The organism is Streptomyces sp. 2114.4 (assembly GCF_900187385.1).
Classification (GTDB): Bacteria; Actinomycetota; Actinomycetes; order Streptomycetales; family Streptomycetaceae; genus Streptomyces; species Streptomyces mooreae.
In genome coordinates this window covers 7878860-7901788 of record NZ_FYEY01000001.1, presented here as the reverse complement: position 1 = coordinate 7901788, position 22929 = coordinate 7878860, and the positions used below count along the sequence as shown (strand labels likewise).

Sequence of the window (22929 nt, the reverse complement as noted above, 5' to 3'; positions counted from 1 at the left end):
TGGTGACCACCGAGAAGGACACCGTCGAGATCTGGAACACCTACGGCACGCACCAGCTGACCAGGGGGCTTGAACTGCCTGAGCTGGACCGGTGGGAGTGGGGAGTCCCGGCGACCGGCCCCGGTATCAACGCCCTGGGTGAGGTGGCGGGACTGCGTGTCCTCGACCTCGGCAGTGGCCTCGGCCGGCACGCCGCGAAGCTGGCCGGCCTGGGCGCCGAGGTCACCGCCGTGGACGCCTCCCCCACCCAGCACCAACGCGCCCTCACCCGCTACCCGGACACCCCTGGCCTGCACCTGGTGTGCGCCGACGCCGTGCTCCACCTGCAGGCTGCCGACCCGTACGACCTGATCTACTCCGTCGGCTCGGTGCCGTTCCTGGACCCCGGCCGGCTGCTGCCCGCCCTCGTCAACGGCCTCAAACCGGGCGGGCGCCTGGTCTTCTCCGCGCTGCACACCAACTCCCACGGCACCGGACCCTCGACCGAGGTGACCCCGCGCCCCGAGATCCTGCGGCTGCCCGGCACTACCGAGGATCACCCCGTGAACATGTGGGTCCTCACGCCGCAACTGTGGGAGGACCTGCTGGTCCAGCACGGCCTCACCCTGGAGGAGGCCACCGCGATCGACTCCCCTAAGCCGGACAACCGCGTCTCCTACCGGCTGTATACGGCCCGCCGCCCGGAGCGCGTACCGAGCCGCCCCCGCACCAGCGCACCGCCCCCGCCGAACACCGCGCTGGGGGTCGGCGTGATCGTGCACGGCGCGGACGGTGTCCTGCTCGGCCGGCATCGGCGCCGTACGTGGGAGCTGGCCGGCGGGACCGTCGAGCCAGGCGAGACCTTCGCCGAGGCTGCGGTCCGCGAACTCCACGAAGAGGCCGGCCTGGTGGCCGACCCCGAGGACGCGCAGGTGCTGGGCACACTCCTTGACCGGGTGGGCGGCGTCGTACGGCTGACAGTGCCCGTCCGGATCACCCGGTGGTCCGGCGTCCCTCAACAGCGCGAGGAGGCCATCGGATCCTGGCGGTTCTGGCCCCTCTCCGCGCTGCCCCAACCACTGTTCGTACCGAGCGCCCAGTGCCTGACAGCCTGGCAACCTGCCCTCCCGCTGGACCACCCGCCTGCCCACTTCCAGCCGTACGGAAGGCCCGGCCGCGGTTAGACCGGCGGCCACCCACCACCGCGTTCGACAGGAAGACATCGTCAGCAGTTCGGCCTTCATCTACCAGGCCGAGGACGGCTGCCCGGCTCCGTCACCACTGTCCGAGAGCTGGGCGCGGCGTTCAAGGGCGTCGTGAGCGACCTCACCCGTCCTTTGGGGCAGCGCGCCATGTCACCCGGGCACGTCCGCGCTTCGCGCTTATGGTGAGGTCCGGAGGTGGAGAATGCGAGTGGGGTTGCATGCGCTCGGTATCGGTGACGGTGCCCGTCCCGAGGTGATCCGGGCGGTGGCCACAGCCGCCGAGGCATACGGTTTCGGGCGGCTGTGGTGCGGCGAGCACGTGGTGCTCATGGACGCCCCCGCCTCGCGCTACCCCTACTCCGCGGACGGCCGGATCGCCGTGCCCGCGGACGCGGACTGGCTGGACCCGCTGCTCACCCTGACCTTCGCGGCGGCGGTCACCAGCCGGATCGAGCTCGCTTCCGGCGTCCTCCTGCTGCCCGAGCACCACCCCGTCCTTGTCGCCAAACAGGCCGCCACACTCGATGCACTGTGCGCCGGGCGGTTCAGCCTCGGGGTCGGGGTCGGCTGGTCGGCCGAGGAATTCGCAGCTCTGGGAGTCCCCTTCGCCCAGCGCGGGCGACGCACCGAGGAGTACCTGGCTGCCATGCGCGCCCTGTGGTCCGAGGACCCGGCCTCTTTCACAGGGGAGTTCACCCGCTTCGAGGCGATCCGGGTCAACCCGAAGCCGCTGCGCGGCGGCCGACTTCCGGTCGTGGTCGGCGGCAACAGCAACGCCGCCTTGCGCCGCGCGGCCACACTGGCCGATGGCTGGTACGGCTTCAACATCCCGGTGGCCGACGTCCCGGCGCACGTCGCGGTTCTCGCCGATGAGTGTGCCCGCCAGGGTCGCGCTCTTGACGAGCTCACGGTCGCCGTCGCGCTGAGCGACGGCCTCCCCGAGCACCTGCCCGCGCTCGGTGCGGCGGGCGTCACCGAACTCGTCGTCGTCGGCGCGCCGCCGCCCGCTCCCGACGCGGCGACCGACTGGGTCGCGGAGCTCGCCCGGACCTGGATCCGACCGGAGGAATGACCAGGTGGCCGCCCGGGGTACCAGCGGCGTGCTTTCGTGCCCGTAAGGTCTCTATGGGGATGGACCAGGCGGCGACGCTTCCGGGCCTGCGGCTTACCTTGACGGCCCGGTGGCCGACCTCAGGTTGGCTTGCGCCACACGGAGATGTGCTTCGCGGAGTCCTGGGTGAACGGCGCCCCGTCCCAGTCCGCGACGCGACGTTCCAGCTCGAGCCCAGCGATCCGTGCCATCAGGTCGAGCTCTGCCGGCCAGGCGTATCGGTGCCGGGAGTTGCCGCGACGGTAGTGGCCGTTGTCGCCATCGCGGGTGAAGTGGTGCGAGACGAGAATCTGCTTGACCAGGTCGAAGGTGTCGAAGCCGAGATGCTGCTCGGAGACGTCGAACGGCACCGCGACCTGGCCGGGCGGCAGGAACCGCAGCGGCGGCACGCCCAGCTCGATGACGAATCGGCCGCCGGGCGCCAGGTGACGTGCGGCGTTGCGGAAGCACTCGACCTGCTCGTCCTGCGAGAGCAGGTTCGTGATGGTGTTGTAGACGAGATAGACCAGGGTGAATTCGCCGGCGACGACGGTGGTGGCCATGTCTCCGATGGCTACCGGGAGCGTGCTTTCGTCGATCTTGCTCCGCAGGACCGCTGCCATATGCTCGGACAGTTCGATGCCCACGACCGGCACGCCGCGATCCCGGAGCGGGACCCCCACTCGTCCGGTTCCGATGGCGAACTCCAGTGCCCGGCCGTCTCCGGCGAGCTCGGTGAGGAAGGTGAGAGTCGGTTCGAGAACGGCGGCCGAGGACATCTCGGTCTCCTCGGCGTCGTAGCGGTCGGCGGTCGCACGGGTCCACAGCTCACTGCTCGTCACGGTCGGCCACTTTGCCGGGTGCCGAGGAACGCTGTCGACGCATTTACCTTCCACCGGCTCCGATTCCACGGTTCGAGGACGGGCCGGTACAGACCTTTCAGGGCATCGTCCCGTTCGGGTCGCAAGGTCACGGCAGTGGTGCGGACGTGCTCCTCGGCGCAGCGTGCACCGCCCACAGCGCATCGTCTACTTCCCATGGCTCCGCCCGAGCCCCCAGCACCCCGGGATCATCAGTCCCGGAGTGATCCAACCGTCTTGTCAATCATGTCGTTAGGAGTTCTCAGTCCGCCCCACCCCCAGCAGGGCCGCCGAGCACGCCATGTGGCCCCGGAGTAGGCAGGAGCAGGCGGCGGGGACCGGCTTCGGGCAGGCTTTCCGCAGCCGGATAACCTGGGCCCGTCAGCGAAGATCGTAGGAGGACGGAACACATGGCAGACATCATGGAGACGGCGGCGCGGAAGGTCTTCGAGCGCTACGACATCGACGGCGACGGCGTGGTCACGGCAGACGAATACCGGAAGGTCGTGGCGGAGTTGGAAGGCTCGCAGATCACCGAGGCGCAGGCCCAGGAGCTGATCGACTCGCTCGACACCGACGGCGACCGCCAGATGTCCTTCGAGGAGTTCTGGGCGGCCATGAAGGGCTGATCCTCCGGGCCAGCACGTGACCGTGCCGCAGGCGGTGCGATTCCATGCTGTCCTTGTGTGAATCATGGACGGCTTGAGGCGAGGCCGCGCTGACGAGCTCACCCCAGGACAAGGGGGAAGCAGGCGTTCCAGCGTGGTTTGGCGGCCCTCGCGCAGTGGATGGAACGGGAGGCCCCGACCGCCCGCGGCCACGGCCACGGGGAACAGATCACCGTCGGCGGCGAGACGGGGCGGCAGTCGTGACGCGGCCGCCTCGGCCAGCGGCCCGAAGCCGCACCGGCTCCCACCTGGGACGCGACCGGCCGATGCGCATGCTCATCGCGACACCCTCGTGGCAGGGCGAGCGCAACGCTCCCCTCTCCGTCCGACGGCGGGAACGCCGGACCGGCGGCACTCCCATCCGGAGTACGGGACCCGCCAGGACATGCGGGTGTCTGAGCACCTGTAGCTGCATGTCAGTCCTGGATGCCTTTGGACAGAGCTTCGGCGATCATGCGGGTGGCGAAGTCCCGGTCGTCGGTGAGCCGGTTGATGTGCTCGGCGAGCAGGAAGGCCGTGGCTTCCAGAGGATTCATCTCCTTCGCGGTCCACTTTCCGTACTGCTTGCGCCACAGGCTGGGGCTCAGGCCCGTCCCTGCCGCGATGACCAGGCCGGCCATGGTCGGGATGGCCTCGGGACGGACGCTCCTGGGCATCATGCGCATCGTGGCGACGAGTTGGGGCACCACGCACTCGATGACGTCCTTGTCGTGGTCCTCGTAGGCCATCCGCAGCCAGTTCATGAACATGTAGATGAGCGTGCACGCACCGTCCAACACGTCACCAGCTCCCTTGGGACTCAGGGAGGCGGTGAACTGGTCGATCAGTTCCTGCTGTTCGGGGTCGGTCTCAGTCGTGCCGTCGTAGATGGCTTTGAGCCGGGAGTCGATCACCATGAGCGCTGCCCCCACATCGCCGGCGGGAGCGTAGCGGGGGTCGCAGGACGATGACACAGATTTCCTCCTCGTGTGGCCACGTTGGGTAGCGTGGCATATGCGTACGGTAGAACCCCGGTCACGAACGGGGCAGGAAAATACCGCGGGAGAATCGTCCGATACGCCTCAAACAGAACTCGTGAGCGACCCCTCCCTCTGACCAACGCATGCACGGCTCGCGGAAATTGCTACCTGCGTGCACGCCTGCATCCGTACAGCCGGGCTCCGGACTGGTTGAAGCCGTACTGGTCCTCACCAGCGGTATTCGACTCGCTGGCTGCCCTGTTCCTGGTCAGCGGGAGGAAGACAGGTGTGGACCTCATGTGCGTCGTCATGGCAACCGACCTGACGGCCAACCGGTATGCGGTCTACGGCATCCAACACAGCGACTTTTTCGCACAGCCGGGCCTGCAGTGGCTCACTGCCTTCACGCTGCTCGCGCTCGCAACAGGGCCCGTCGTCAGGTCCCGTCTCGGATTCAGCCTCAGCACCAATTGAAACGTCGCCCCAGGGCCCGGCTCTCAGTCCCTGCGACTCTCAGCGCTCCCTGATGCCGCGCACAGGACAACGTCGCCAACCTCCAGGAGTGGGCACACCACGCCGGCCCTGACGGGTCGGCTCGACGGCTGATCAAAGGGCTGCGTCAGCGGTCCAGTTGCGTGCAACTACCAGGCGGCCTGGTGAGTCTGACTCGCGAAAGGACCGTCACATTCCCCCCACAACTACATAAGGAGCATCCGTATGCGCAGAATTCTTGCCAGTTCCGCCGTTGTCGCGCTGACCGCCTGTGCACTCGCCGCCTCCCCCACCCAGGCGGCGACGATCACCACGTCCGGCGTCGGCTGGAAGCTCACCAGCCAGCTCGGTGTCACCAGCCTCAGCCCCAGCAAGACGTACACCATCACCTTCGCCACCGAGACGATGCGAAAGCGGTACACCCCGCTCCTCGCCCCCGCCGTCGCCCAGATCAACGCGGCCGGGCTCCACCTGAAGGTCGGCGGTGTGGAGCCGGTCAACCCGGCAAAGTGCGGGCCCGATTACCACGTGCAGATCACCGAGCTGTACCGCCCGTTGGGTCGCGCCGGCTTCAGTCAGGGCATGCCCTGCCCCAATCCCCCGAAGGGCGTTGGCGTCGGCGGCATCGTCGCCATCGACTCCGAGTACTGGACCGGCTTCCCCATCCCGGCACACATACTGCGCAACACGCTGGTCCACGAGCCGCTGCATGCACTCGGCCTCGATCACCCGAACACCGCCGACAAGGACGGCAAGCTGGTCGACTACAAGTGCGTGGCCACCAGTTACGGCAACATGCCGATCATGTGCAGCCCCAACGGCGGCTACAAGGCGGCCACCAGCATGGGCCACCTCACCGGGTACGACCTCAACGGGCTGAAGGCGTTGCTGGCCAACGCCCGTGCGCAGGGCATCAAGTAGCCCGCCACGTCACCAACCACGGCAGCCACGGCGAGGGTTGACGCCCCCGCCGTGCGCCGGCCCTTCACTCCATCCACTACGGGGACGGCTCCGTTCAGGATGTGCCCGCTCCCGCCTTTGCCGCCGCGTCCAGGTAGGCCACCACCAAGGGCCGCTCGTCGTCCCGGCGGGCGGCTACCGCCAGCCGGGGGGAGATGCCCCGGACCGGCACGGCGATCACCCCGTCCCGGACGACCAGCGGGGCGTTGCCGGTGGCCAGAAGTGCCACGCCCTGGCCGTTGGCGACCGCCTCGTAGGTCTCCTCGGCGCTGCCCACCACCCCGCCCATCAGGGGCGCACGCCCCTCCCGGGCGCCCAGGGCCAGCCAGTAGTCCCGCAGCGGGCCGGCCTCGGAGGGGAGGGCAAGGAACGGCTCGTCGAGGAGATCGGTGAAGTCCACCGCCCCCTCGCCATCGGCTGCGGCCCGCGCCGTCAGGGGGTGCTCCTGCGGCAGTGTCACAAGGCGTGGCTCCTGAGCCACCACCGCATGCCGGTAGCGGTCGCCGTCCGGCAACGGCAGGCAGACGAAGGCGACATCGCTGGATGCGTCCGCCAAACCGACAGTGGGATCCGCCCAGTTGACCTGTCGCAGGACGGGCCGTGCGTGCGGATGCCGGGAGACCAGCCGGGTGCGCAGTGCGGGCAGCAGCCCGCGGCCCGGGCTGGTGGACATGCCGATCACCAGGGTGTGCAGCTCGGCGGCCCTCGCCTCCTCCACGTCCGCCGAAACTGTTGATGTTCACGATCGATCCGCTGCCCCGCTCCCGCATCTGCGGCAGCAGCGCCCGGGTCAGCCGCGCCGGACCGAAGACGTGCAGCAGGGCGGCGCGGGCAGAACCCGTCCGTCAACACGCCGGGGGCGACCTTTACCAGCCGCCCTGTCAGCGGTCGCCCCTCGCCTCCCCTCTCGCTTGTACATCCCAAGAAGGTCTCCGGAGTGCCCTGATGAAATCCCTGCTCAAGCCCACCCCTGCCGCCGGCGCCGCGGCCGATACGCCGGAGGCGGCCCGGGGCACGTCCACCGCGGTGCTCGGCGCTGCTCGGGGTCGGTGCGCACACCGATGTGTGGGCGGTGGCGGCACTGATGGTGCCGGTCGGCCTGGGCGGGGCACTGGCCGTGGCGGCACTGACCGCCATGCTGCTCGACGCGGTTCCCGCGGACCGGGCAGGCACCGCATCCGCAGGCCGGGCGCCGACGCGGGAAGGCATGAGGCGTGAGGCTTGCTGCGGGCCGGGGACGTGCCCGTAGTGCCCCTCGGGCACGGACCAGGACCGGGAGCCCCCGCGGCCCCCGTCAGCGCACGGGCACTGGTGAGCGCAGGGGCGCCGGCACAGGATGCCGGCGCCGGTCGCCGGCGCGGAACGCCGGCGGCAGCCGACAGTGCGACGGCTTCGCAGGCCGGTGAGACCCTTGAGTCAGGAGCGTCTGACGCGATCTGGAGGCCCAGCGCGCCCGGGAGGTCAGGTGCTGCTCCCACGGACGACGGTGTAGTGCACATGGAAACCTCCGACAGCGATACCTCCGACAGCACAGATGCAGCCGGCCGTGGCCCGGGGCCGCGGGACGAGTGGTGGCATGCGAACCCGCCGATGCTGGAGCGGATCCTCGCCCTTTCCCCGGCGGGTATGGCCGTGCTGGACCGGGACCTGCGCTTCGTCTGGGTCAACGAGGCTCTGGAACAGCTCGGGGGTCTCCCCCGTGACCAGCGGCTGGGCAAGCGCCTGCGGGACGTGCTGCCGCTCTTGGACCTCACGCTGGATGCCCAGGGGATCGAGTCGCGTACGCGGGAGGTGCTCGATACCGGCCGGCCCCTGGTCGACCACCTGCTGCGAGGCGGCACCGAGGCGCACCCGCACCGGCCGCACGCCTACTCACTCTCCATCTTCCGGCTCCACGACGCCGCGAACCGGGTCCTGGGCGTCTCCTTCATCGTCCTCGACGTCACCGACCGCTGGCGGGCCCGGGAACGGCTCGCCCTGCTGAACGAGGTCGGGGCACAGACCAGCAGCACCCTGGACGTCATGCACACCGCGCAGACCCTGGCCGACATCAGCGTGCCGCGACTGGCCGACTTCGTCGCCGTCGACCTCCTGGAATCGGTGATACGCGGCGACACACCGCTTCCTGGGGCGCCCCTCCATGCGCCGCGGCTGCGGCGTGCGGGCCAGCAGTCGATCCACGCGGGCTGTCCCGAGTCGGTCGCGGCGACCGGGCAGGCCGTCGGCTTCCATCCCGACTCACCCGAAATGCAGTGCATGCAGGACGGGCGCTCCCGCCTGGAAGCCATGCCGGGCGCGTCAACCAGCAGCTGGTTCGCCACCGACCCGGCCCGGACCGCGAAAATCCAGGAGTTCGGTTTCTGCTCCCTCATCCTCGTCCCGATCCGCGCCCTCGGCGATGTCCTGGGCGTCGTCAGGTTCATCCGCTGGCAGCTGCGCGACCCCTTCGAGCAGGACGACCTGCTGCTCGCGGACGAGGTCGTGGCCCGCGCGGCGGTGAGCATCGACAACGCCCGCCGCTACACCCGGCAGCACAGCACCGCCCTGGCCCTGCAACGCAGCCTGCTCCCGCGCATTCTCACCGGCGGCAGCACCCTCGATGTCGCCTGGCGCTACCTGCCCGCCCATGCCTCCGACGGCGCGGGCGGCGACTGGTGCGACGTGATACCCCTGTCCGGCGCCCGGGTGGCCATGGTCGTCGGAGACGTCGTGGGCCACGGGATCGACGCCGCAGCCACCATGGGACGGCTCCGCACCACCGTTCGCACCCTGGCGGACATGGACCTGCCCCCGGACGAGCTGCTGGCCCACCTCGACGACCTGGTACTGCGCCTGATCGACGAGGAGCAGACCGCCGACCCGTCACTGACCCCCGCCGCGCTCGGCGCCACCTGCCTCTACGCCGTATATGACCCGGCCACCCGCAAGTGCACCATGTCCCGCGCCGGCCATCCCCCCGCCGCCGTCATCACCCCGGACGGCTCGGTGACCTTCCCCGACCTGCCCGCCGGGCCTCCGCTCGGCCTGGGCGCCCTGCCCTTCGAATCCGCCGAGGTCGACATTGTCGACGGCAGCGTCCTCGCCCTGTACACCGACGGCCTGATAGAGACGCGCGACCAGGACATGGGCCTGGGTCTTTCCCGGCTGCGTACCGCGCTGGCCTCCCCCGGCGCTCAGCTCGACGAACTCTGCGGAACCGTCCTGAACGACGTGCTCACCGGCCGTCCCGACGACGACGTCGCACTGCTCCTGGCCCGCACCCACGCCCTCTACGAGGACCAAGTGGCCACCTGGGACCTGGCCTCCCACCCGTCGGTCGTCGCGGACGCCCGCTCCCTGACCGCCGGCCGTCTCGCCGCCTGGGGACTGGACGACCTGACCTTCACCTTCGAGCTGATCGTCAGCGAGCTCGTCACCAACGCCATCCGCTACGGCAACGGACACCTCCGGCTGCGCCTGATCCGGCAGGATGCCCTCATCTGCGAAGTCTCCGACGCCAGCAGCAGCTCACCACGCATGCGCCACGCACGGACCACCGACGAAGACGGCCGCGGCCTCTTCCTCGTGGCACAGCTGGCCCACCGCTGGGGCACCCGCTACACGACCGACGGCAAGATCGTCTGGGCAGAGGAACACCTGCCGGCGAACAGCGAGCGGCATCGGGCGACCTGACCTCCTGCCGAACGCCGGTCACTGGCACCGTCGCGGCCGCGAGGGGCCCGAGGGAGCAACGACCGTCAAGCGCCTGAGCCGGGGCTCGGGGCTGCACTGAGCCGCAAGCAGTGGACATCTCCGGAGTGGGCCGCTTCGACCTCGGTCGTCGAGTCGTCTTCGAAGCGCAGGGTGAAGAACGGACCGGCGTCGATGAGGAGTTGAAGGCTGACCGCGGCATCGTCGTCGAACGCGGGTGAAACGACGGCGTTCCAGGCTGTGTCGCCGAGAACGGGCGTGAGCCTGACGGGTAGGCGAGCCAGACAGGTTGAGGGGTTGGCCCACCACTCCAGGTGGGCGCTGCTTTCGCAGGTGTTCATCTCGTGAGGGTATGTGCCAAGGCATTTGCGGCCCTGCTGTCCGGTGGTTCCCACTACCAACACCGCACCGCACGGCCCGTCCACATCAGACATCATCGACACCCACCTCGCGACACGCGCCGGCGTGACCACTCGATTCCCGACCGTGGCCCAGGCCGCCACCTGCGGCAATGCCCCACCGGTGGCGCCAAGCCACCGGCCGCCGTCCGCATCACCGGCACGAAAAACCAGGAGGGTTTGGCCGGCGCATGAGGGCGAGAGTGGGGATGACGGCACCCACCAACAAAACGGACTCCGCGATGATTGCCGCGGCCAGCACCGTGTAGGCGGTGGCAGACGGAACCTGACCGAGCAGACCGGGGAAGGCATCCATCGCGCTATGTCCGGCTGGGTGATCCGCCTGTCAGCCTTCCCGGATGAAGCCCTCCCGCACCAGCCAGTCCTTCGCCACCTCGTGCGGGTCCTCCCCGTCCACGTCCACCCGCGCGTTCAGCCGCTGGGCCTCCGCCCCCGTCAGCCGCTTGGTGATCGGGGCGAGGAGGTCGGCGATGGCGGGGTACTTCCTCATTGTGGCGCTGTTCATCTCGGGTGCCGCGTTGTAGTTGGGGAAGAAGTGCCGGTCGTCCTCCAGCACCTTCAGCTTGAGTTCGGGAATGCGGCCGTCGGTGGTGGCCGCCACTCCGAGGGCGCAGGCCGCGCCCTCGGCGACCTGGGTGTAGACGACGCCGTCGTCCATCTTTTTGAAGTTCCCGCGCCGGAGGGCGAATCCGTAGGTCTTCGCCACGCCCGGCAGGCCGTCCTCGCGCACCGAGAACTCGCTTCCGCCGCAGATCGTCGCCGCGCCCGGGTCCTTCTTCGTCAGACGTGCCACGTCGGAGAGTGTGCGCAGCCGGTACTTCTGCGCATTCGCCTGGTTCGCGACCAGCGCGTAGGTGTTGTTGAGCGGGGCGGCGGGCAGCCAGGTGATGCCGTTGCGGCGGTCCTCCTCGCGTACGGCCTCCCACTGCTCGTACGGGTTGACGACCCGCTTGGTGTGACCGAGGTAGGTGATCCAGGCCGTGCCGGTGTACTCGTACATCCCGTCCGCCGCACCGGACTTGACCGCCTCGCGGGCACCGATCGAGCCCTGGATGTTCGTCCGGTCCAGGACTTCCGCGCCGGCCGCTTTGAAGACCAGCCCCATGATCTGGCCCAGAATGATCTGCTCGGTGAATTCCTTTGAGGTCACGGTCAGTTGGGCGCCGTCCAGCGGTCGCCCCTTCCCGATGGAGCCGGGCTGCACCGAGTCGGCCAGCGGGCTGCCGCTGGTCAGCCCGCAGCCGCTCAGCCCTGCGACGGCGAGCAGCAGGGCGCCCGCGACGGCCGTACGTACCTGGGCCAGGCGCATCAGTCCCCCTCCAGGCCGCGTGGGCGTAGCAGCAACTCGACAAGTGTCCCCAGCCAGTCCGTGATCAGCGCCATGGCGACCGTCAGTACGGAGCCGAGCACCGGCACCGGCGTGCGCTGGTTGGTGGTGCCGGAGGAGACCAGGTCCCCGAGTCCTCCTCCTACGCCGAGGGCGGCCGGCGTCGCGGTGCCGACGTTCAGCACGAGCGCGGTCCGTACGCCCGCCGGCAAGGATCACGGTTTCGCCAGCCGCTTCGTCCGGGGTCATGACCTCCACGGCCGGGGTGTGGCTGTCCGGACAGCGCTTGGTGATCGCGAGGTTTCCCGCCCACTCGGTGCGGTGGGTGAGGATGCTGGTCAAGACCCCGAGCACCGTGGCGACGACCATGCACGGGAAGAGGGCGCCGGCGTGCTGACAGGCGCCCACCAGCAGCTGCCGGCAGCGGGTGCCCAGGTACTCCCAGAAGGTCACTTCTCGGTCCCTCCTTCAAGGCCGGTCCTCCAGCGGTCAGCGGTCCGTACGGCGCCTGCCGCGACGCCTGGCGCACCGGTGGAGTGATCCGGAGCGGCACCGGATTCTCCAACATGATCGCCGTCGAGGCCCGCACCATGCCGTCGCATCCCGCCATCCGGTCGATCACGCGCGCCAAGCCGGCATTCGAGAGTGCCACCAAACGGCACAGCATGTCACCACCCCGCCAGCGGCGAGGAGTACTTGGGCCTCGCCCGACGGGAGTGGCATCACCGGCTCAGCAAACTCGCACTGCTCGCCAACCGCTGACCCCCCCGGGCATCCGACGTGACTCCCCCGGTGGTGGGGGGACGGTACCGGGTCGGAGGGATTCCCGGTGTCCGTGACAGGTCGTTTGACACGGTGCCGGCGTCGCCGGCACGCGGGGGCGTACGAAACGGCTGGACCGGGGACGTAGGCGGCCGGGTAACGACGAGGACTGGCAGGAGACCCGATGCCTCCAAGTGCGCCGGCCCAGGCCCCGAAATGTGTGGCAACGGCAGCAGCCACCGGCCAGGATGGCGACGTGATCCGGATTCGCACCGCTTCTGCAGGCGACGTTGCCCTGCTCTCGGCCCTCAACCACATCGTTCATGACCTGCACACACAACACCGTCCCGACCTGTTCGTCGGCTCCCCGGAGGGGGATGGCGTCGAAGCCTTCTTCCGCGCTCGGATCGCCGATCCCTCCGTCACTGTGCTCCTCGCCGACGGCGCGGAAGGCAAAGCCCTCGGATACGCTCTCGCCCGAGTCAAAGACCGGCCCGGCACTGCTCTGACGCACTCCGAGGTCATCGTGTCGCTGGATCAGATCGCCGTGGTCCCCGAAGCCGCCCGTAGGGGTGTCGGCGCAGCGCTGCTCGAAGCCGTACGTGAAGTGGGGCGCGCGGCAGGATGTCGACGCCTCGTCACGAACGTCTGGCACTTCAATGCGGACGCTCGTGAGTTCTACCGAGCTGCAGGCTTCTCCCCCACGACCGTGCACCTGGACCAGCAGCTCTGACATCGAAGTCGAAGTCGAAGTCGACGCCTGCCCGTCCCGGGCCGGGGCAACAGTGCGGGGCCGCAATCCCGCGCGCCGCGGAGGGACCTCGGCTTCTCAGCCCTCGTCCGCGTCGTCCGAGTCGTCCGCCTGGTGGGGAAGCAGAGGGAACAGCCGGGTGATGAGGGCGACCGGCCGGGCGCCCTCGGGGCGGGCCAGAGGCCGGTGGTCGCGGTCCTGGTAGGGGGCGAGCGCCCTTCGGATCACCGCTGCCATCCGGTTCATCTCCTCGGATGTCAGGTAGGCGACGGCACTGAACGCTTCATCGCGGCGCCACTCGGCCGGTGCCTGTTCTCGCTGGTCGAGCCAGTGCTGCCAGCTCTCGTCCTCCAGGCCGCGGGCGAGAGCGCCGAATTCCTCCGTGGACGGGTCGGGCGCGGCCGCCGGCCGGCGCAGGCGCCAAGGACGTGCGCGGCCTCCCCGGTGAGGGGCTTCTTCGATGTGGCCGTGGCGGGCGAGCTGTCGTAGGTGGAATGAGCAGAGTCCGGAGCTGTAGCCCAGCCGGGCGGCCGCTTCGGTCGCCGTGACGACGCCGACCTCGGCGAGCAGGTCGAGCAGGGCTGTGCGGACCTCGTGCTCGCGCAATCCCTCACCGGCGGTGGAGGGACGGCCGGTCGGGCGGTCGACATCTTCTTCAGTCACTTTGCAAAGTCTGCTACTTTGCAAAGGACTTCGCAACTAGCCGTATCCCGCGCCGACTTCGGCTCGTCGATGCCTCCTTGACTCCACACGAAGGAAAACCCACGATGCCTGTTCCTCACGAGCAGCCTCGCGCCATCGACCGGCGGGTCCGTGTCCAGGGCATCCCGGTCTCTTCCTATCCGGCCCTGCCCCCGGAAGCCGGGCGGGGCTCGGTACGCCGGATCACGAGGGTGGGTGAAGAAATCCTCAACCGTCGATGCCGTGAGGTGACCGAGTTCGGCACCGCCGAGCTGTCGGCGCTGATCGACGACATGTTCCTGACCATGTGGGTGGCCGACGGTGCCGGCCTGGCTGCCAATCAGGTCGGCGTCGACCTGCGGCTGTTCGTGTACGACTGCCCGGACGACGACGGAGTCCGGCACGTCGGCCACCTCCTCAACCCCGTTCTCGACCAGCCCGAGGCCGGCCACCGCCGGCTCGTCGACGACTTCGAAGGGTGCCTGTCCGTACCCGGTGCGGCCATGGCGGTCCCGCGGACCGATCGTGCCGTCGTGCGCGGCTTCGACAAGGACGGCGCTCCCCTCGTGATCGAGGGAATGGGGTACTTCGCCCGGTGTCTGCAGCACGAGACCGATCACCTCCTCGGGCACACCTATCTCGACCGGCTCTCCCGGCGGGACCGCCGCGACGCACTGCGGCAGATGGACGACCGCTGCGCGGACGTTCTCGCCCGACGCGAGCTCAAAGCCGCCGGCCTGGGCCGGTGAGCCAACCGGCAGCCGGGCGCAACCTCATCGCAGAAGGGCCCGATGGGCCTACGGGCCTGTCCGAAGCAGCCTGCTTTCAAGGTGATGAAACCCTCCTGAAACCACGCTGAATGCGCCCTGCCGCACTCTCTGCGGCATGACGACACCGACCTCGCGCTCACTCGCCATCGCCGCCAAGGGGCTGCGCAAGGCCTACGGGGACAAGACGGTCCTCGACGGCATCGACCTGGCGGTGCCGGCCGGCACCGTCTTCTCCCTGCTCGGCCCGAACGGCGCCGGCAAGACCACCGCCGTCAAGATCCTCTCCACCCACGTCACCGCCGACGCCGGTGATCTGCGCGTCGGCGGCCACGACCTGGCCGTCGACCCGCAGGCCGTGCGGGAAGCGATCGGCGTCACCGGGCAGTTCTCCGCCATCGACGGCCTGATCACCGGCGAGGAGAACATGCTCCTCATGGCGGACCTGCACCACCTCTCCCGCCGCGCGGGCCGCCGCACCGCCGCCGAGCTGCTGGAGCGCTTCGATCTGGTGGACGCTGCGAAGAAGCCCGCCGCCACCTACTCCGGTGGCATGAAGCGCCGCCTCGACATCGCCATGACGCTGGTCGGCAACCCGCGGATCATCTTCCTCGACGAGCCCACCACCGGCCTCGACCCGCGCAGCCGCCACACCATGTGGGGAATCATCCGCGAGCTGGTTTCCGACGGTGTCACCGTTTTCCTCACCACCCAGTATCTGGCGGAGGCCGACGAGCTCGCCGATCGCATCGCGGTGCTGAACGACGGCAAGATCGCTGCCGAGGGGAGCGCCGACGAGCTGAAGCGGCTCGTCCCGGGTCGGCACGTGCGGCTGCGGTTCGCCGACCCGGTCACGTACCGGACCGCCGCCGTCGCGCTGTGCAAGGCGCCCCGCGACGACGCATCCCTCGCGCTGCAGCTCCCCTGCGACGGCAGCCAGCGCGAGCTGCGCGCCCTCCTCGACCGGCTGGACTCGGTCGGCATCGAGGCGGACGAGCTGACCGTGCACACCCCTGACCTCGACGACGTGTTCTTCGCCCTGACCGGCGGCACCCCCGTCCCCAACGAGCCCAAGGAGGCCGTCCGATGAGCTCCCTCTCCCTCGCCGTACGCGACTCGTCCACGATGCTGCGCCGCAACCTCCTGCACGCACGGCGCTACCCGTCGCTCACCCTCAACATCCTGTTGACGCCGATCGTCCTGCTGCTGCTCTTCGTCTTTGTCTTCGGCGAGGTGATGAGTGCGGGCATCGGCGGTGGCGGCGCCGACCGCTCCGAGTACCTCGCCTATCTCGTCCCGGGCATCCTGATGATGACCATCGGCGCCACCCCGGCAGGGACCGCGGTGTCCGTCTCCATGGACATGACCGAGGGCATCATCGCCCGCTTCCGTACGATGGCGATCCACCGCGGGTCGGTGCTCATCGGGCATGTGATCGGCAGCGTGCTGCAGGCGGTCATCAGTGTGGTCCTCGTCGGCGCCGTCGCCGTGGCCATCGGCTTCCGGTCCCCGCACGCCACCGCCCTGAAGTGGCTGGCAGCGTTCGGGCTGCTCGTGCTGGTCGCCGTGGCGTTCACCTGGATCGCCGTCGGCATGGGCCTGGCCAGCCCGAACGCGGAGGCGGCCAGCAATAACGCCCTGCCGCTGCTCCTCCTCCCGTTCCTTTCCAGCGCCTTCGTCCCGGTCGACGCGATGCCGGGCTGGTTCCAGCCGATCGCCGCATACCAACCGTTCACACCGGCCATCGAGACGCTGCGCGGCTTGCTGCTCGGCAGCGAGATCGGCAACAACTGGTGGATCACGATCCTCTGGTGTCTGGGGCTGGCCGCCTTCGGGTACGGCTGGTCGACGCGGCTGTTCCACCGCGACCCGAAATAAGCGCGCGGGCTGCCTCCCGCAGCTCGTCCCGCCCCAGGGCGGCGTACTCCGACACCGCCTCGGCGTACGCCGCCCGGCCGGCGTCCTCGGCCGCCTGCCGGGCACGGGCCGCCGACATCGTCGGCTGGAACTCGCGCAGCACCCGCAGCCGTTCGGCCAGCGCGATCATCCGTATGCCACCGGCGTCGCCGGACGCGAGCCCGGCCATGCCGAGCGCATGCAGCACCGTCCCGACCACAGGGAGCTCCAGCGGCGAGTGCGACGGGCCGGAGAGAAGAGTGCGCAGCCGCAGCCGCAACCGGACGACCAGCTCCGCGACAGGCTCAAGAAGGCCGGCGTGCGCGTGCGCCGACACCACCGCTGACTGGATCTGCAGCGCCCACGGGTCGAGCCAGGGGTCGCCGCTGTGCATCGAGCCCTCACTCGGCATCTGCTCCAGGGCGCTGCGCCACAGCCCGAGCCCGACCTCCGGCAGCCCGCGGGCGAGGGCGATCTCGGCGCGCACGCCGAGGTCGGGACTGTAGAAGGTGTCCTGCCGTGGGGTGTTGTCGACCTCAGCCTGCCGCAGCCAGTGCTCGGCCTCGTCACAGTCGCCGCGCTGCAGGCAAGCGAGGGCGAGGGCCGAACGGATGCCGATGTAGTCGTGCGCGTCGCCGAGCCGCGGCAGCACTTCGAGCGCCGCCTTGAGGTGCCGGTACGCGGCCTCGCCCCGCCCCGTCCTCAAGCACAGCTCGCTCAGCCGGGAATGGCCCACGAGCTGCAGGGACGGGATGCCGGTCGGTGCCAGAGCGATGGTCATCCGGCGGGCCGAGGCGAGCGCGCGGTCGATGTCGTGTTCGTACTCCCAGATGTAGGTGGCGACGCATTCGGCGATGCCGGCGACGAGCGGCTGCTCGCCGTCGCAGAGCTTGTGCAGCACTTCGTAGCCGGGAGGCAGCATCTCGGGGACCACGCTCAGCACCACGGCGGTGGCGCGCAGCAGCGTGTCCGGCGGGGCCGGGGGCAGCCGCCTGAGGGTGACGAGCTGGCGGGTGACGTCGGCGTGCGGGCCGTAGTCCATGAGCAGGCTTGCCATGCACAACACCGCGGCCGCGCGGGCAACTTCGACGTACTCGGGCTCGGGACGGTAGTGCGACAGCGGCGGGCCGGTGTCGGCGGCGAGGGCGGTGAGGCGCGGATAGTTGGAGTCGGTGGACCACAAGGCGGCGAGGACGGCGGTGACAGCAGCCGTGGTGGGGCCGTCCGCACGGGCCAGGGCGTACCGATGGGCCGCCACGAGGTTGTCCTGCTCGGCCCTGATCCGCTCCCGGGCGGCCCGCGGTTCCGGGCCGAAAACCCAGTCGTGGTACGCGGCCCCGAATTCCCTTGCCCAGGTCAGGAATCGGCCGATCGCCTCCTCTTCCCCTCCCGCCTCCGCCCGCCGGGCCGCGCTGAACTCCCGTACGGTCTCCAGCATCCGGAACCGCACGCCGACCGGGCTGTCGGCGACGGTGAGCAGCGACTGACCGACAGCCTGCTCCAGCAGAAGCAGCGCCTCCCCGCCCAGCACCTGCTCCGCCGCTTCGCCCGAGAAGCCACCGGGGAAGACGGACAGGGTGAGCAGCGCCGCCCTGGCGTCCGTGGCGAGCAGGTTCCAGCTCCACTCCACGACCGCGTGCAGCGTGCGATGGCGCTCCGGCGCATCACGCGCCCCGCCACGCAGCAGCGCGAACCGGTCGCCGAGGCGGCGGGCGATCTCCGGCACCGACAGCACCCGCACCCGCGCCGCGGCCAACTCCACGGCGAGCGGCAGCCCGTCGAGCCGGCGGCACAGCGCGGCCACCGCATCCGGCGGCAGCTCCACACCGGGCCGGGCGGCCCGGGCCCGCTGCGCGAACAGCTCGACCGAGCTGTCCAGGCCGAGCTCCGGCAGCACGTACACCGCCTCCGAGGTGAGGTCCAGCGGGGCCCGGCTGGTGACGAGCACCCGCAGGTCCCTCGAGAACGAGACCAGGTCCTGTACGAGGGCGGCGGCGCCCCGGATGACCTGCTCGCAGTTGTCCAGCACCAGCAGAGCGGGCCCGGCGCCGAGCGCACCGAGGATGCCGGTCAGCGGGTCGGCCGAGGCGTGACCGCTCAGGGCGCCGTGCCGCCCCTCGCCCGTGCCGAGCGCGGAGGCCACCTCCGCGGCCACGTCCTCGTCCGCGGTGACGCCGGCGAGCGGCACGACATACACCACGCGCTGCTCGGCCCGGCGGCTGACGGCGTATGCGAGCCGGGTCTTGCCGAGACCGCCGGGGCCGACGACGGTGACCGCGCGGGAGGCGCGCAGCAGCCGCGCCACCGCCGCCATGTCGTCGTCCCGCCCCAGCAGCGGGTTCGGCTCGTGCGGCACGCCGTGCCTGACCACCGGTGCCTCGCCGCGCAACAGCTCCTGCTGTACGGCCTTGAGCCCGGCGCCCGGGTCCGTGCCGAGCTCGTCGCGCAGCTCACGGCGGTACGCCTCGTACCGTGTCAGCGCGGCGGACGGGCCCACCGTCGCCGCCTCACCGCGCAGCAGCTCGGCAAGCAGCTCCTCGTCGCGCGGATGCTCCGAGGCGGCGAGGGCCAGCGGTCCGGCCGCCTCCGCGTGCCGCCCCAGACGGGCGAGCGCGAGCACCCGCGCGCGTACGAGCATGCCGCGGACGGGGGCACGCTCGGCGCGCAACGCGGCTACGGGGTCACCGGCGACGGCGACCGTGTCAGGCGCGCCCTCCCACAGCGCGAGCCCGGCTTCGGCCGCGGTCAGCGCCCCCGCATGGTCCCCGGCCCTGGCCCGGTCCGCGCCGGCGGCGGCGTGCAGCAGCAGGGCGGAGCTGTCGACCTGCTCGTCGTCGAGGGCGAGCCGGTATCCGCTCGGCGTGCTGACGAGGACGCCGGTGCCCAGCCGCGCCCGTGCCCTGGACACCAGGACCTGCACCGCCTTCCCCGGCCGGTCCGGCAACGCGTCCGGCCACAGCCCTTCCACCAGCCGTTCGGTGCTGCAGCCCGTACGCAGATCGCCCGCGAGCAGCGCGAGGAGGCCGCGGAGCCGGGGCGCGGTGACCTCCTCTCCGCGGTAGGCGACACGCGTCAGCAGCGTCAGTTCGATGGTCACTCCTGCAGATTAGCCAAAACGCCGGCGCCTGCCCGAACTTGCTTCATGGGTACGGCACTTGCTGCGGCGCACTACTCAAAATCGGCGGTAGCAGCAATAGTGCGGTCAACAAGGTGGAATGCACCACCCATACCGCAGTCGGACAGAGGGGTTGCACTGACATGAAGCCGCCCAGATCAGCGGTCTTATCCACAGCGTTCACCGTTCTTGTCGCCACGCTCAGCATCACGCTGGGCCTCGTCGTCGCCCAGGCCGGTATCGCGCGGGCCGCAGACACCTGCTCAGGCCTGTCCTGCCTGACGTTCACGTCGGTCAACGGCGGACGGAACCTGGATGTGCAGAACGGCAACACCGGAGACGGCGTCTTCATCGTCACCAACTCCCCGCCGGGCTACCACCAGAAGTGGGACGCCCGCTTTCAGGGATCCGACTCGTCCTTCGCCCTCGTCAACGGCGACACCGGCAAGTGCATCGAGGCCGGGCTCCCGCTCAAGCAGCAGTCCTGCTCCGGCTCTTCCGCGCAGCGCTGGTACTTCCAGCCCGTCAACGGCGCCACGGACACATTCATGATCCGTAGCGCCGGGGACAACAAGTGCCTTGATGTGGTCCGTGCCGCGCAGTACGACGATGCCTGGACGCAGACCTATGGCTGCAACGGCACCAAGGCCCAACAGTGGAAGATCCCGAGCAGCGCCGACGAAGCGGCGCTCAAGGCCGCCGTCGACTACGCGTCGAAGCGCTGCCAGAAGGACAGCTCCACCTGTTCATGGACCAAGGGCTCCCAGGCACCGGCCGAGCCGCTGCCGAAGAAGTGCGTCTCCCCCGTCTGGTACAACGGCACCGAGGCGCCGGTACCGTGGACGTTCTCCCTCAACACCTCCACCGGCTGGTCGAGCCAGCTCGGAGTGACCTTCACCTCCGGCCTCGGAACGGGTGCCGCGAGCCCCGTGCAGACCAGCGTCAGCCTCACCGTTTCCGGTCAGGTCACCTATGACGTGCGGGAAGATCTCGGCAACAGCCTGACGATCACCGTTCCGTCGCACCAGTACGGGTGGGTGGCACTGTCGGAGCTGGCGACCAAGGTGACCGGGCAGTGGACCTTCGACGCGAGCGGATTCCCGTGGCAGGCGAGGGACACCGTCACCGTTCCACTGAAGAGTGACGAGCAGGGCCGGTCCAGCATCTACCTGGCCCAGACCAGCCCGGACTTCACGACCTGCAACGGCTGAACCGACATACCGGACTGCCGGACTGCCGGACTGCCGGACTGCCGGAAAAGGGAGTGGGCCCGAGCGACCGCTACCGAGCGGGCCCACCAGTACGCCGCCGGCGCCCCCCGGGTCGGGGATCGGGCCACGGCCAACAGCGTCGAGCTCGCCTACACGCCGACCAACAACTCCTGGCCCAACCGCATCGAGGCCCAGTTCACCGCCCTGCGCTGCTTCACCCTCGACGGCACCGACCACGCCAGCCACAAGGAGCAGGGCAACATGATCCGCCGCTCCATCATCTGGCGGAACAAGCACGCCGACGACCAACGGCTCCGCGACGTGATCGGCAAGGCGAACGGTGCCTGATACAGCGCTAGGGGGTGTCTCCCCTAGCGCCCGGTCATCCCGTCGATCTGTTCCCGCAGAATATCGGCATGACCAGCATGCCGGGCGGTCTCGCTGGTCATGTGAGCAACGACCCATCGCACCGAGAGGAACGTGCCCTCGACCGGAATCGCGACAGGCTCTCCCAGGTCGCCGACGGAACAAATCGCGGCGTCGCTGGCCGCGATCGCCGCATGGTATTCGGCCAGCACCTGCCCGCCACTGCGACCGGCCGGCACCTGCATGCCAACATCCCCGGGATCGTCCGACTTCCGACCGGCCACGTGATACCCGAACCAGAACCGCTCCGCCAGAGTCAGGTGATGGACCAGGCCCAGCAGCGTGGTCCCCGACTCCACCAGGACCCGGCGTAGCTGCTCCTCCGTCAGGCCGTCGGTCTTCTTCACCACGCACTGCCTGGCGAACGATAGGAAAGCCATCGCGGTGTCCAGTTCACCACCGTCATTGCGGGGCACCGGGCGGCGCTGAGTCTCAGCCATGCAGGTGACTCTAGCGGCACCCGTCCCGCACCGCGCCGCGAATTACAGGGCGAACGTTGCCTGATGCGGCACTAGTACCTTCATGCCGTCGATCACGTCAGCGGTGGCATCACGAGCGCCCGCATTCATCGACGGGGAAAGGCCGTGGTGCGAAGCCCGAGGTCTTGTCGCAGCCTCCGTTGCCTGGTCTCCTGTACTCCCGGTGGTCCCGGTGATCCCCCTGATCCCGGTGATCAGCGACGCCGCAACGACTGCGGCCGCCCGGTGGCGCAGGCCTCATGCACGGGCACGGGCACGGGACCGAGGACGGGCAGAGGCACGGGCGCGGGTACGAGATCGAGGAGTGGCACGGCGTGGAACCGGTGGCTGGGCAGGACGTACCGGGCACACTGCCCGACGGGCTCGCTGCGGCCATACGCGAGACCGCCGGGGACATCGCCGCGCTGCTGCGCCGGGGCGCCGACACGGGGCTTCCGGTACCCGGGTCGGAGTGGAACGTCGGAGAGGCGGCGGCGCATCTGGCGCAGGCCAACGAACTGATGGCCGACATCGCGGCCGGGCACGCACGCAATTATGGGGACGGCACCCCGCAGAGCCTCGCCTCGGCCAATGAGCAAGCACTCGCCGAGTTCGACGAGCGGAGGGCCGAGCCGCTGGCCGCGATGATCGTGGCGCAGGCCGATGCTTACCTCAAGGCGTGGGACGAGGGCCCCACGGAAGAAACGGTCGTCACCCCGCTGGGTCCGATGGCCCCGGCCGTGCTGGGGTCGTACCTGCTCACGCACATGCTTGGCCACGGTTACGACCTCGCCCGTGCACTGGGCCGACCGCACATGATCGACCACGCCCGGGTCGAGCTGACCCTGCCGTTCCTGGTCACCGCCATGCCGCGGGTGACCGACACCTCCCGCACAGCCGGGCTCACCGCCGGCTACGCGATCCGCTTGTGGAGTGGTGCCCGCTTCGGCGTGACGGTGACCAACGGTGCGGTATCCGTTGACTCACCGCCGCCTGCCCGCCCGGACTGCACCATTCTCATCGAGCCGGTCACCTTCCTCCTGCTGGCACTCGGACGCCGCGGCCAGTGGAGCGCCCTCGCCCGCGGTCACCTCCTCGTCCGAGGCCGCAAGCCCTGGCTCGCTCCGCGCTTCCCGACTCTCTTCAAGGCACCCTGAACCCGGCGAACAGCGCACGCAGCACGCGGCCCAGGTCGCGCACACGCTCCACCTCC

General features: G+C 69.9%; 19 protein-coding genes and 5 pseudogenes. 14 read left to right on the top strand and 10 right to left on the bottom strand.

The features are described from left to right. The first annotated feature begins 2 nt into the window (after window positions 1-2). Together CFW40_RS34875 and CFW40_RS34870 are read left to right on the top strand one after the other, a co-directional pair. Window positions 3-1163, top strand: coding sequence for an NUDIX domain-containing protein (locus CFW40_RS34875; protein WP_256331105.1), 1161 nt, complete (start codon window positions 3-5; stop codon window positions 1161-1163). A gap of 223 nt (window positions 1164-1386) precedes the next feature. Next, the gene (locus CFW40_RS34870; RefSeq protein WP_088801757.1) at window positions 1387-2256 is read left to right on the top strand and encodes an LLM class F420-dependent oxidoreductase; all 870 of its coding nucleotides are present in this window, start codon (window positions 1387-1389) and stop codon (window positions 2254-2256) included. Between the two features lie 119 nt (window positions 2257-2375). Here the strand turns inward: CFW40_RS34870 and CFW40_RS34865 are convergent, their stop codons facing one another. Next, complete coding sequence (locus CFW40_RS34865) at window positions 2376-3116, bottom strand: class I SAM-dependent methyltransferase (protein WP_088801756.1); 741 nt, start codon at window positions 3114-3116, stop codon at window positions 2376-2378. A 428-nt stretch (window positions 3117-3544) separates the two neighbouring features. On the opposite strand from CFW40_RS34865, the gene CFW40_RS34860 reads away from it, so the two are divergent. Beyond that, window positions 3545-3763 carry an EF-hand domain-containing protein gene (locus CFW40_RS34860; RefSeq protein WP_088801755.1) on the top strand — a complete coding sequence of 73 codons (219 nt, stop codon included), beginning with the start codon at window positions 3545-3547 and terminating at the stop codon, window positions 3761-3763. Between the two features lie 455 nt (window positions 3764-4218). Here the strand turns inward: CFW40_RS34860 and CFW40_RS34855 are convergent, their stop codons facing one another. Further along, entirely contained in the window at window positions 4219-4755 is a 537-nt protein-coding gene (locus CFW40_RS34855; RefSeq protein WP_088801754.1) for a hypothetical protein, read from the bottom strand. A 315-nt stretch (window positions 4756-5070) separates the two neighbouring features. Here CFW40_RS34855 and CFW40_RS37430 point away from each other — a divergent pair, with 315 nt between their 5' ends. Together CFW40_RS37430 and CFW40_RS34845 are read left to right on the top strand one after the other, a co-directional pair. After that, the gene (locus CFW40_RS37430) at window positions 5071-5235 is read left to right on the top strand and encodes a hypothetical protein (protein WP_176956282.1); all 165 of its coding nucleotides are present in this window, start codon (window positions 5071-5073) and stop codon (window positions 5233-5235) included. 243 nt (window positions 5236-5478) lie between these two features. Continuing rightward, window positions 5479-6174, top strand: a complete 696-nt coding sequence (locus tag CFW40_RS34845) for a hypothetical protein (protein WP_088801752.1) — start codon at window positions 5479-5481, stop codon at window positions 6172-6174. 94 nt (window positions 6175-6268) lie between these two features. Here the strand turns inward: CFW40_RS34845 and CFW40_RS34840 are convergent. Beyond that, window positions 6269-6937, bottom strand: a pseudogene (locus CFW40_RS34840) (LysR family substrate-binding domain-containing protein); the annotation flags it as partial. A gap of 309 nt (window positions 6938-7246) precedes the next feature. Between CFW40_RS34840 and CFW40_RS38555 the strand changes: the two are divergent. Continuing rightward, window positions 7247-7396 (top strand): annotated as a pseudogene (locus tag CFW40_RS38555) (MFS transporter); the annotation flags it as partial. 314 nt (window positions 7397-7710) lie between these two features. Continuing rightward, the gene (locus CFW40_RS34830; protein ID WP_088801750.1) at window positions 7711-9885 is read left to right on the top strand and encodes a SpoIIE family protein phosphatase; all 2175 of its coding nucleotides are present in this window, start codon (window positions 7711-7713) and stop codon (window positions 9883-9885) included. 65 nt (window positions 9886-9950) lie between these two features. Here the strand turns inward: CFW40_RS34830 and CFW40_RS36845 are convergent, their stop codons facing one another. The 4 genes and pseudogenes from CFW40_RS36845 to CFW40_RS38550 form a co-directional block, all read right to left on the bottom strand. Beyond that, entirely contained in the window at window positions 9951-10244 is a 294-nt protein-coding gene (locus CFW40_RS36845; protein ID WP_143034507.1) for a hypothetical protein, read from the bottom strand. A 403-nt stretch (window positions 10245-10647) separates the two neighbouring features. After that, entirely contained in the window at window positions 10648-11631 is a 984-nt protein-coding gene (locus CFW40_RS34825) for a glycine betaine ABC transporter substrate-binding protein (protein ID WP_088801749.1), read from the bottom strand. Next, window positions 11631-11855 (bottom strand): annotated as a pseudogene (locus tag CFW40_RS34820) (ABC transporter permease); the annotation flags it as partial. The gene CFW40_RS34825 and the pseudogene CFW40_RS34820, both read right to left, overlap by 1 nt. A gap of 296 nt (window positions 11856-12151) precedes the next feature. Further along, window positions 12152-12322: pseudogene (locus CFW40_RS38550) on the bottom strand (Lrp/AsnC family transcriptional regulator); the annotation flags it as partial. A gap of 345 nt (window positions 12323-12667) precedes the next feature. Between CFW40_RS38550 and CFW40_RS34810 the strand changes: the two are divergent. Further along, complete coding sequence (locus CFW40_RS34810; protein WP_176956283.1) at window positions 12668-13144, top strand: GNAT family N-acetyltransferase; 477 nt, start codon at window positions 12668-12670, stop codon at window positions 13142-13144. Between the two features lie 96 nt (window positions 13145-13240). On the opposite strand, the gene CFW40_RS34805 is transcribed toward CFW40_RS34810, so the two are convergent. Further along, window positions 13241-13825: a helix-turn-helix transcriptional regulator gene (locus CFW40_RS34805; RefSeq protein ID WP_088801747.1), complete on the bottom strand. Its 585-nt coding sequence runs from the start codon at window positions 13823-13825 to the stop codon at window positions 13241-13243. A gap of 104 nt (window positions 13826-13929) precedes the next feature. Here CFW40_RS34805 and def point away from each other — a divergent pair, with 104 nt between their 5' ends. From def to CFW40_RS34790, 3 genes are all read left to right on the top strand, one after another. Continuing rightward, window positions 13930-14592, top strand: a complete 663-nt coding sequence (gene def / locus CFW40_RS34800; protein ID WP_088801746.1) for a peptide deformylase — start codon at window positions 13930-13932, stop codon at window positions 14590-14592. Window positions 14593-14728: 136 nt separating this feature from the next. Beyond that, window positions 14729-15700 carry an ATP-binding cassette domain-containing protein gene (locus tag CFW40_RS34795; protein WP_088801745.1) on the top strand — a complete coding sequence of 324 codons (972 nt, stop codon included), beginning with the start codon at window positions 14729-14731 and terminating at the stop codon, window positions 15698-15700. Beyond that, window positions 15697-16488: an ABC transporter permease gene (locus tag CFW40_RS34790; protein ID WP_088801744.1), complete on the top strand. Its 792-nt coding sequence runs from the start codon at window positions 15697-15699 to the stop codon at window positions 16486-16488. Before CFW40_RS34795 ends, CFW40_RS34790 begins: the two co-directional genes overlap by 4 nt. Here CFW40_RS34790 and CFW40_RS34785 read toward each other — a convergent pair. Beyond that, window positions 16409-19603, bottom strand: coding sequence for a BTAD domain-containing putative transcriptional regulator (locus tag CFW40_RS34785; protein ID WP_088801742.1), 3195 nt, complete (start codon window positions 19601-19603; stop codon window positions 16409-16411). The two genes, CFW40_RS34790 and CFW40_RS34785, sit on opposite strands and share 80 nt — an antisense overlap. A gap of 161 nt (window positions 19604-19764) precedes the next feature. Here CFW40_RS34785 and CFW40_RS34780 point away from each other — a divergent pair, with 161 nt between their 5' ends. Together CFW40_RS34780 and CFW40_RS38805 are read left to right on the top strand one after the other, a co-directional pair. Beyond that, window positions 19765-20832 (top strand): RICIN domain-containing protein, encoded by a 1068-nt coding sequence (locus CFW40_RS34780; RefSeq protein WP_088801740.1) that lies wholly within the window; start codon window positions 19765-19767, stop codon window positions 20830-20832. A 108-nt stretch (window positions 20833-20940) separates the two neighbouring features. Continuing rightward, a pseudogene (locus CFW40_RS38805) lies at window positions 20941-21180 on the top strand (Mobile element protein); the annotation flags it as partial. A 23-nt stretch (window positions 21181-21203) separates the two neighbouring features. Here the strand turns inward: CFW40_RS38805 and CFW40_RS34770 are convergent. Next, window positions 21204-21698 (bottom strand): DinB family protein, encoded by a 495-nt coding sequence (locus CFW40_RS34770; RefSeq protein WP_088801738.1) that lies wholly within the window; start codon window positions 21696-21698, stop codon window positions 21204-21206. Window positions 21699-22051: 353 nt separating this feature from the next. On the opposite strand from CFW40_RS34770, the gene CFW40_RS34765 reads away from it, so the two are divergent. After that, on the top strand, window positions 22052-22873 hold the full coding sequence (locus CFW40_RS34765; protein ID WP_256331106.1) for a maleylpyruvate isomerase family mycothiol-dependent enzyme: 822 nt from the start codon (window positions 22052-22054) through the stop codon (window positions 22871-22873). The last annotated feature ends 56 nt before the right edge of the window (window positions 22874-22929 follow it).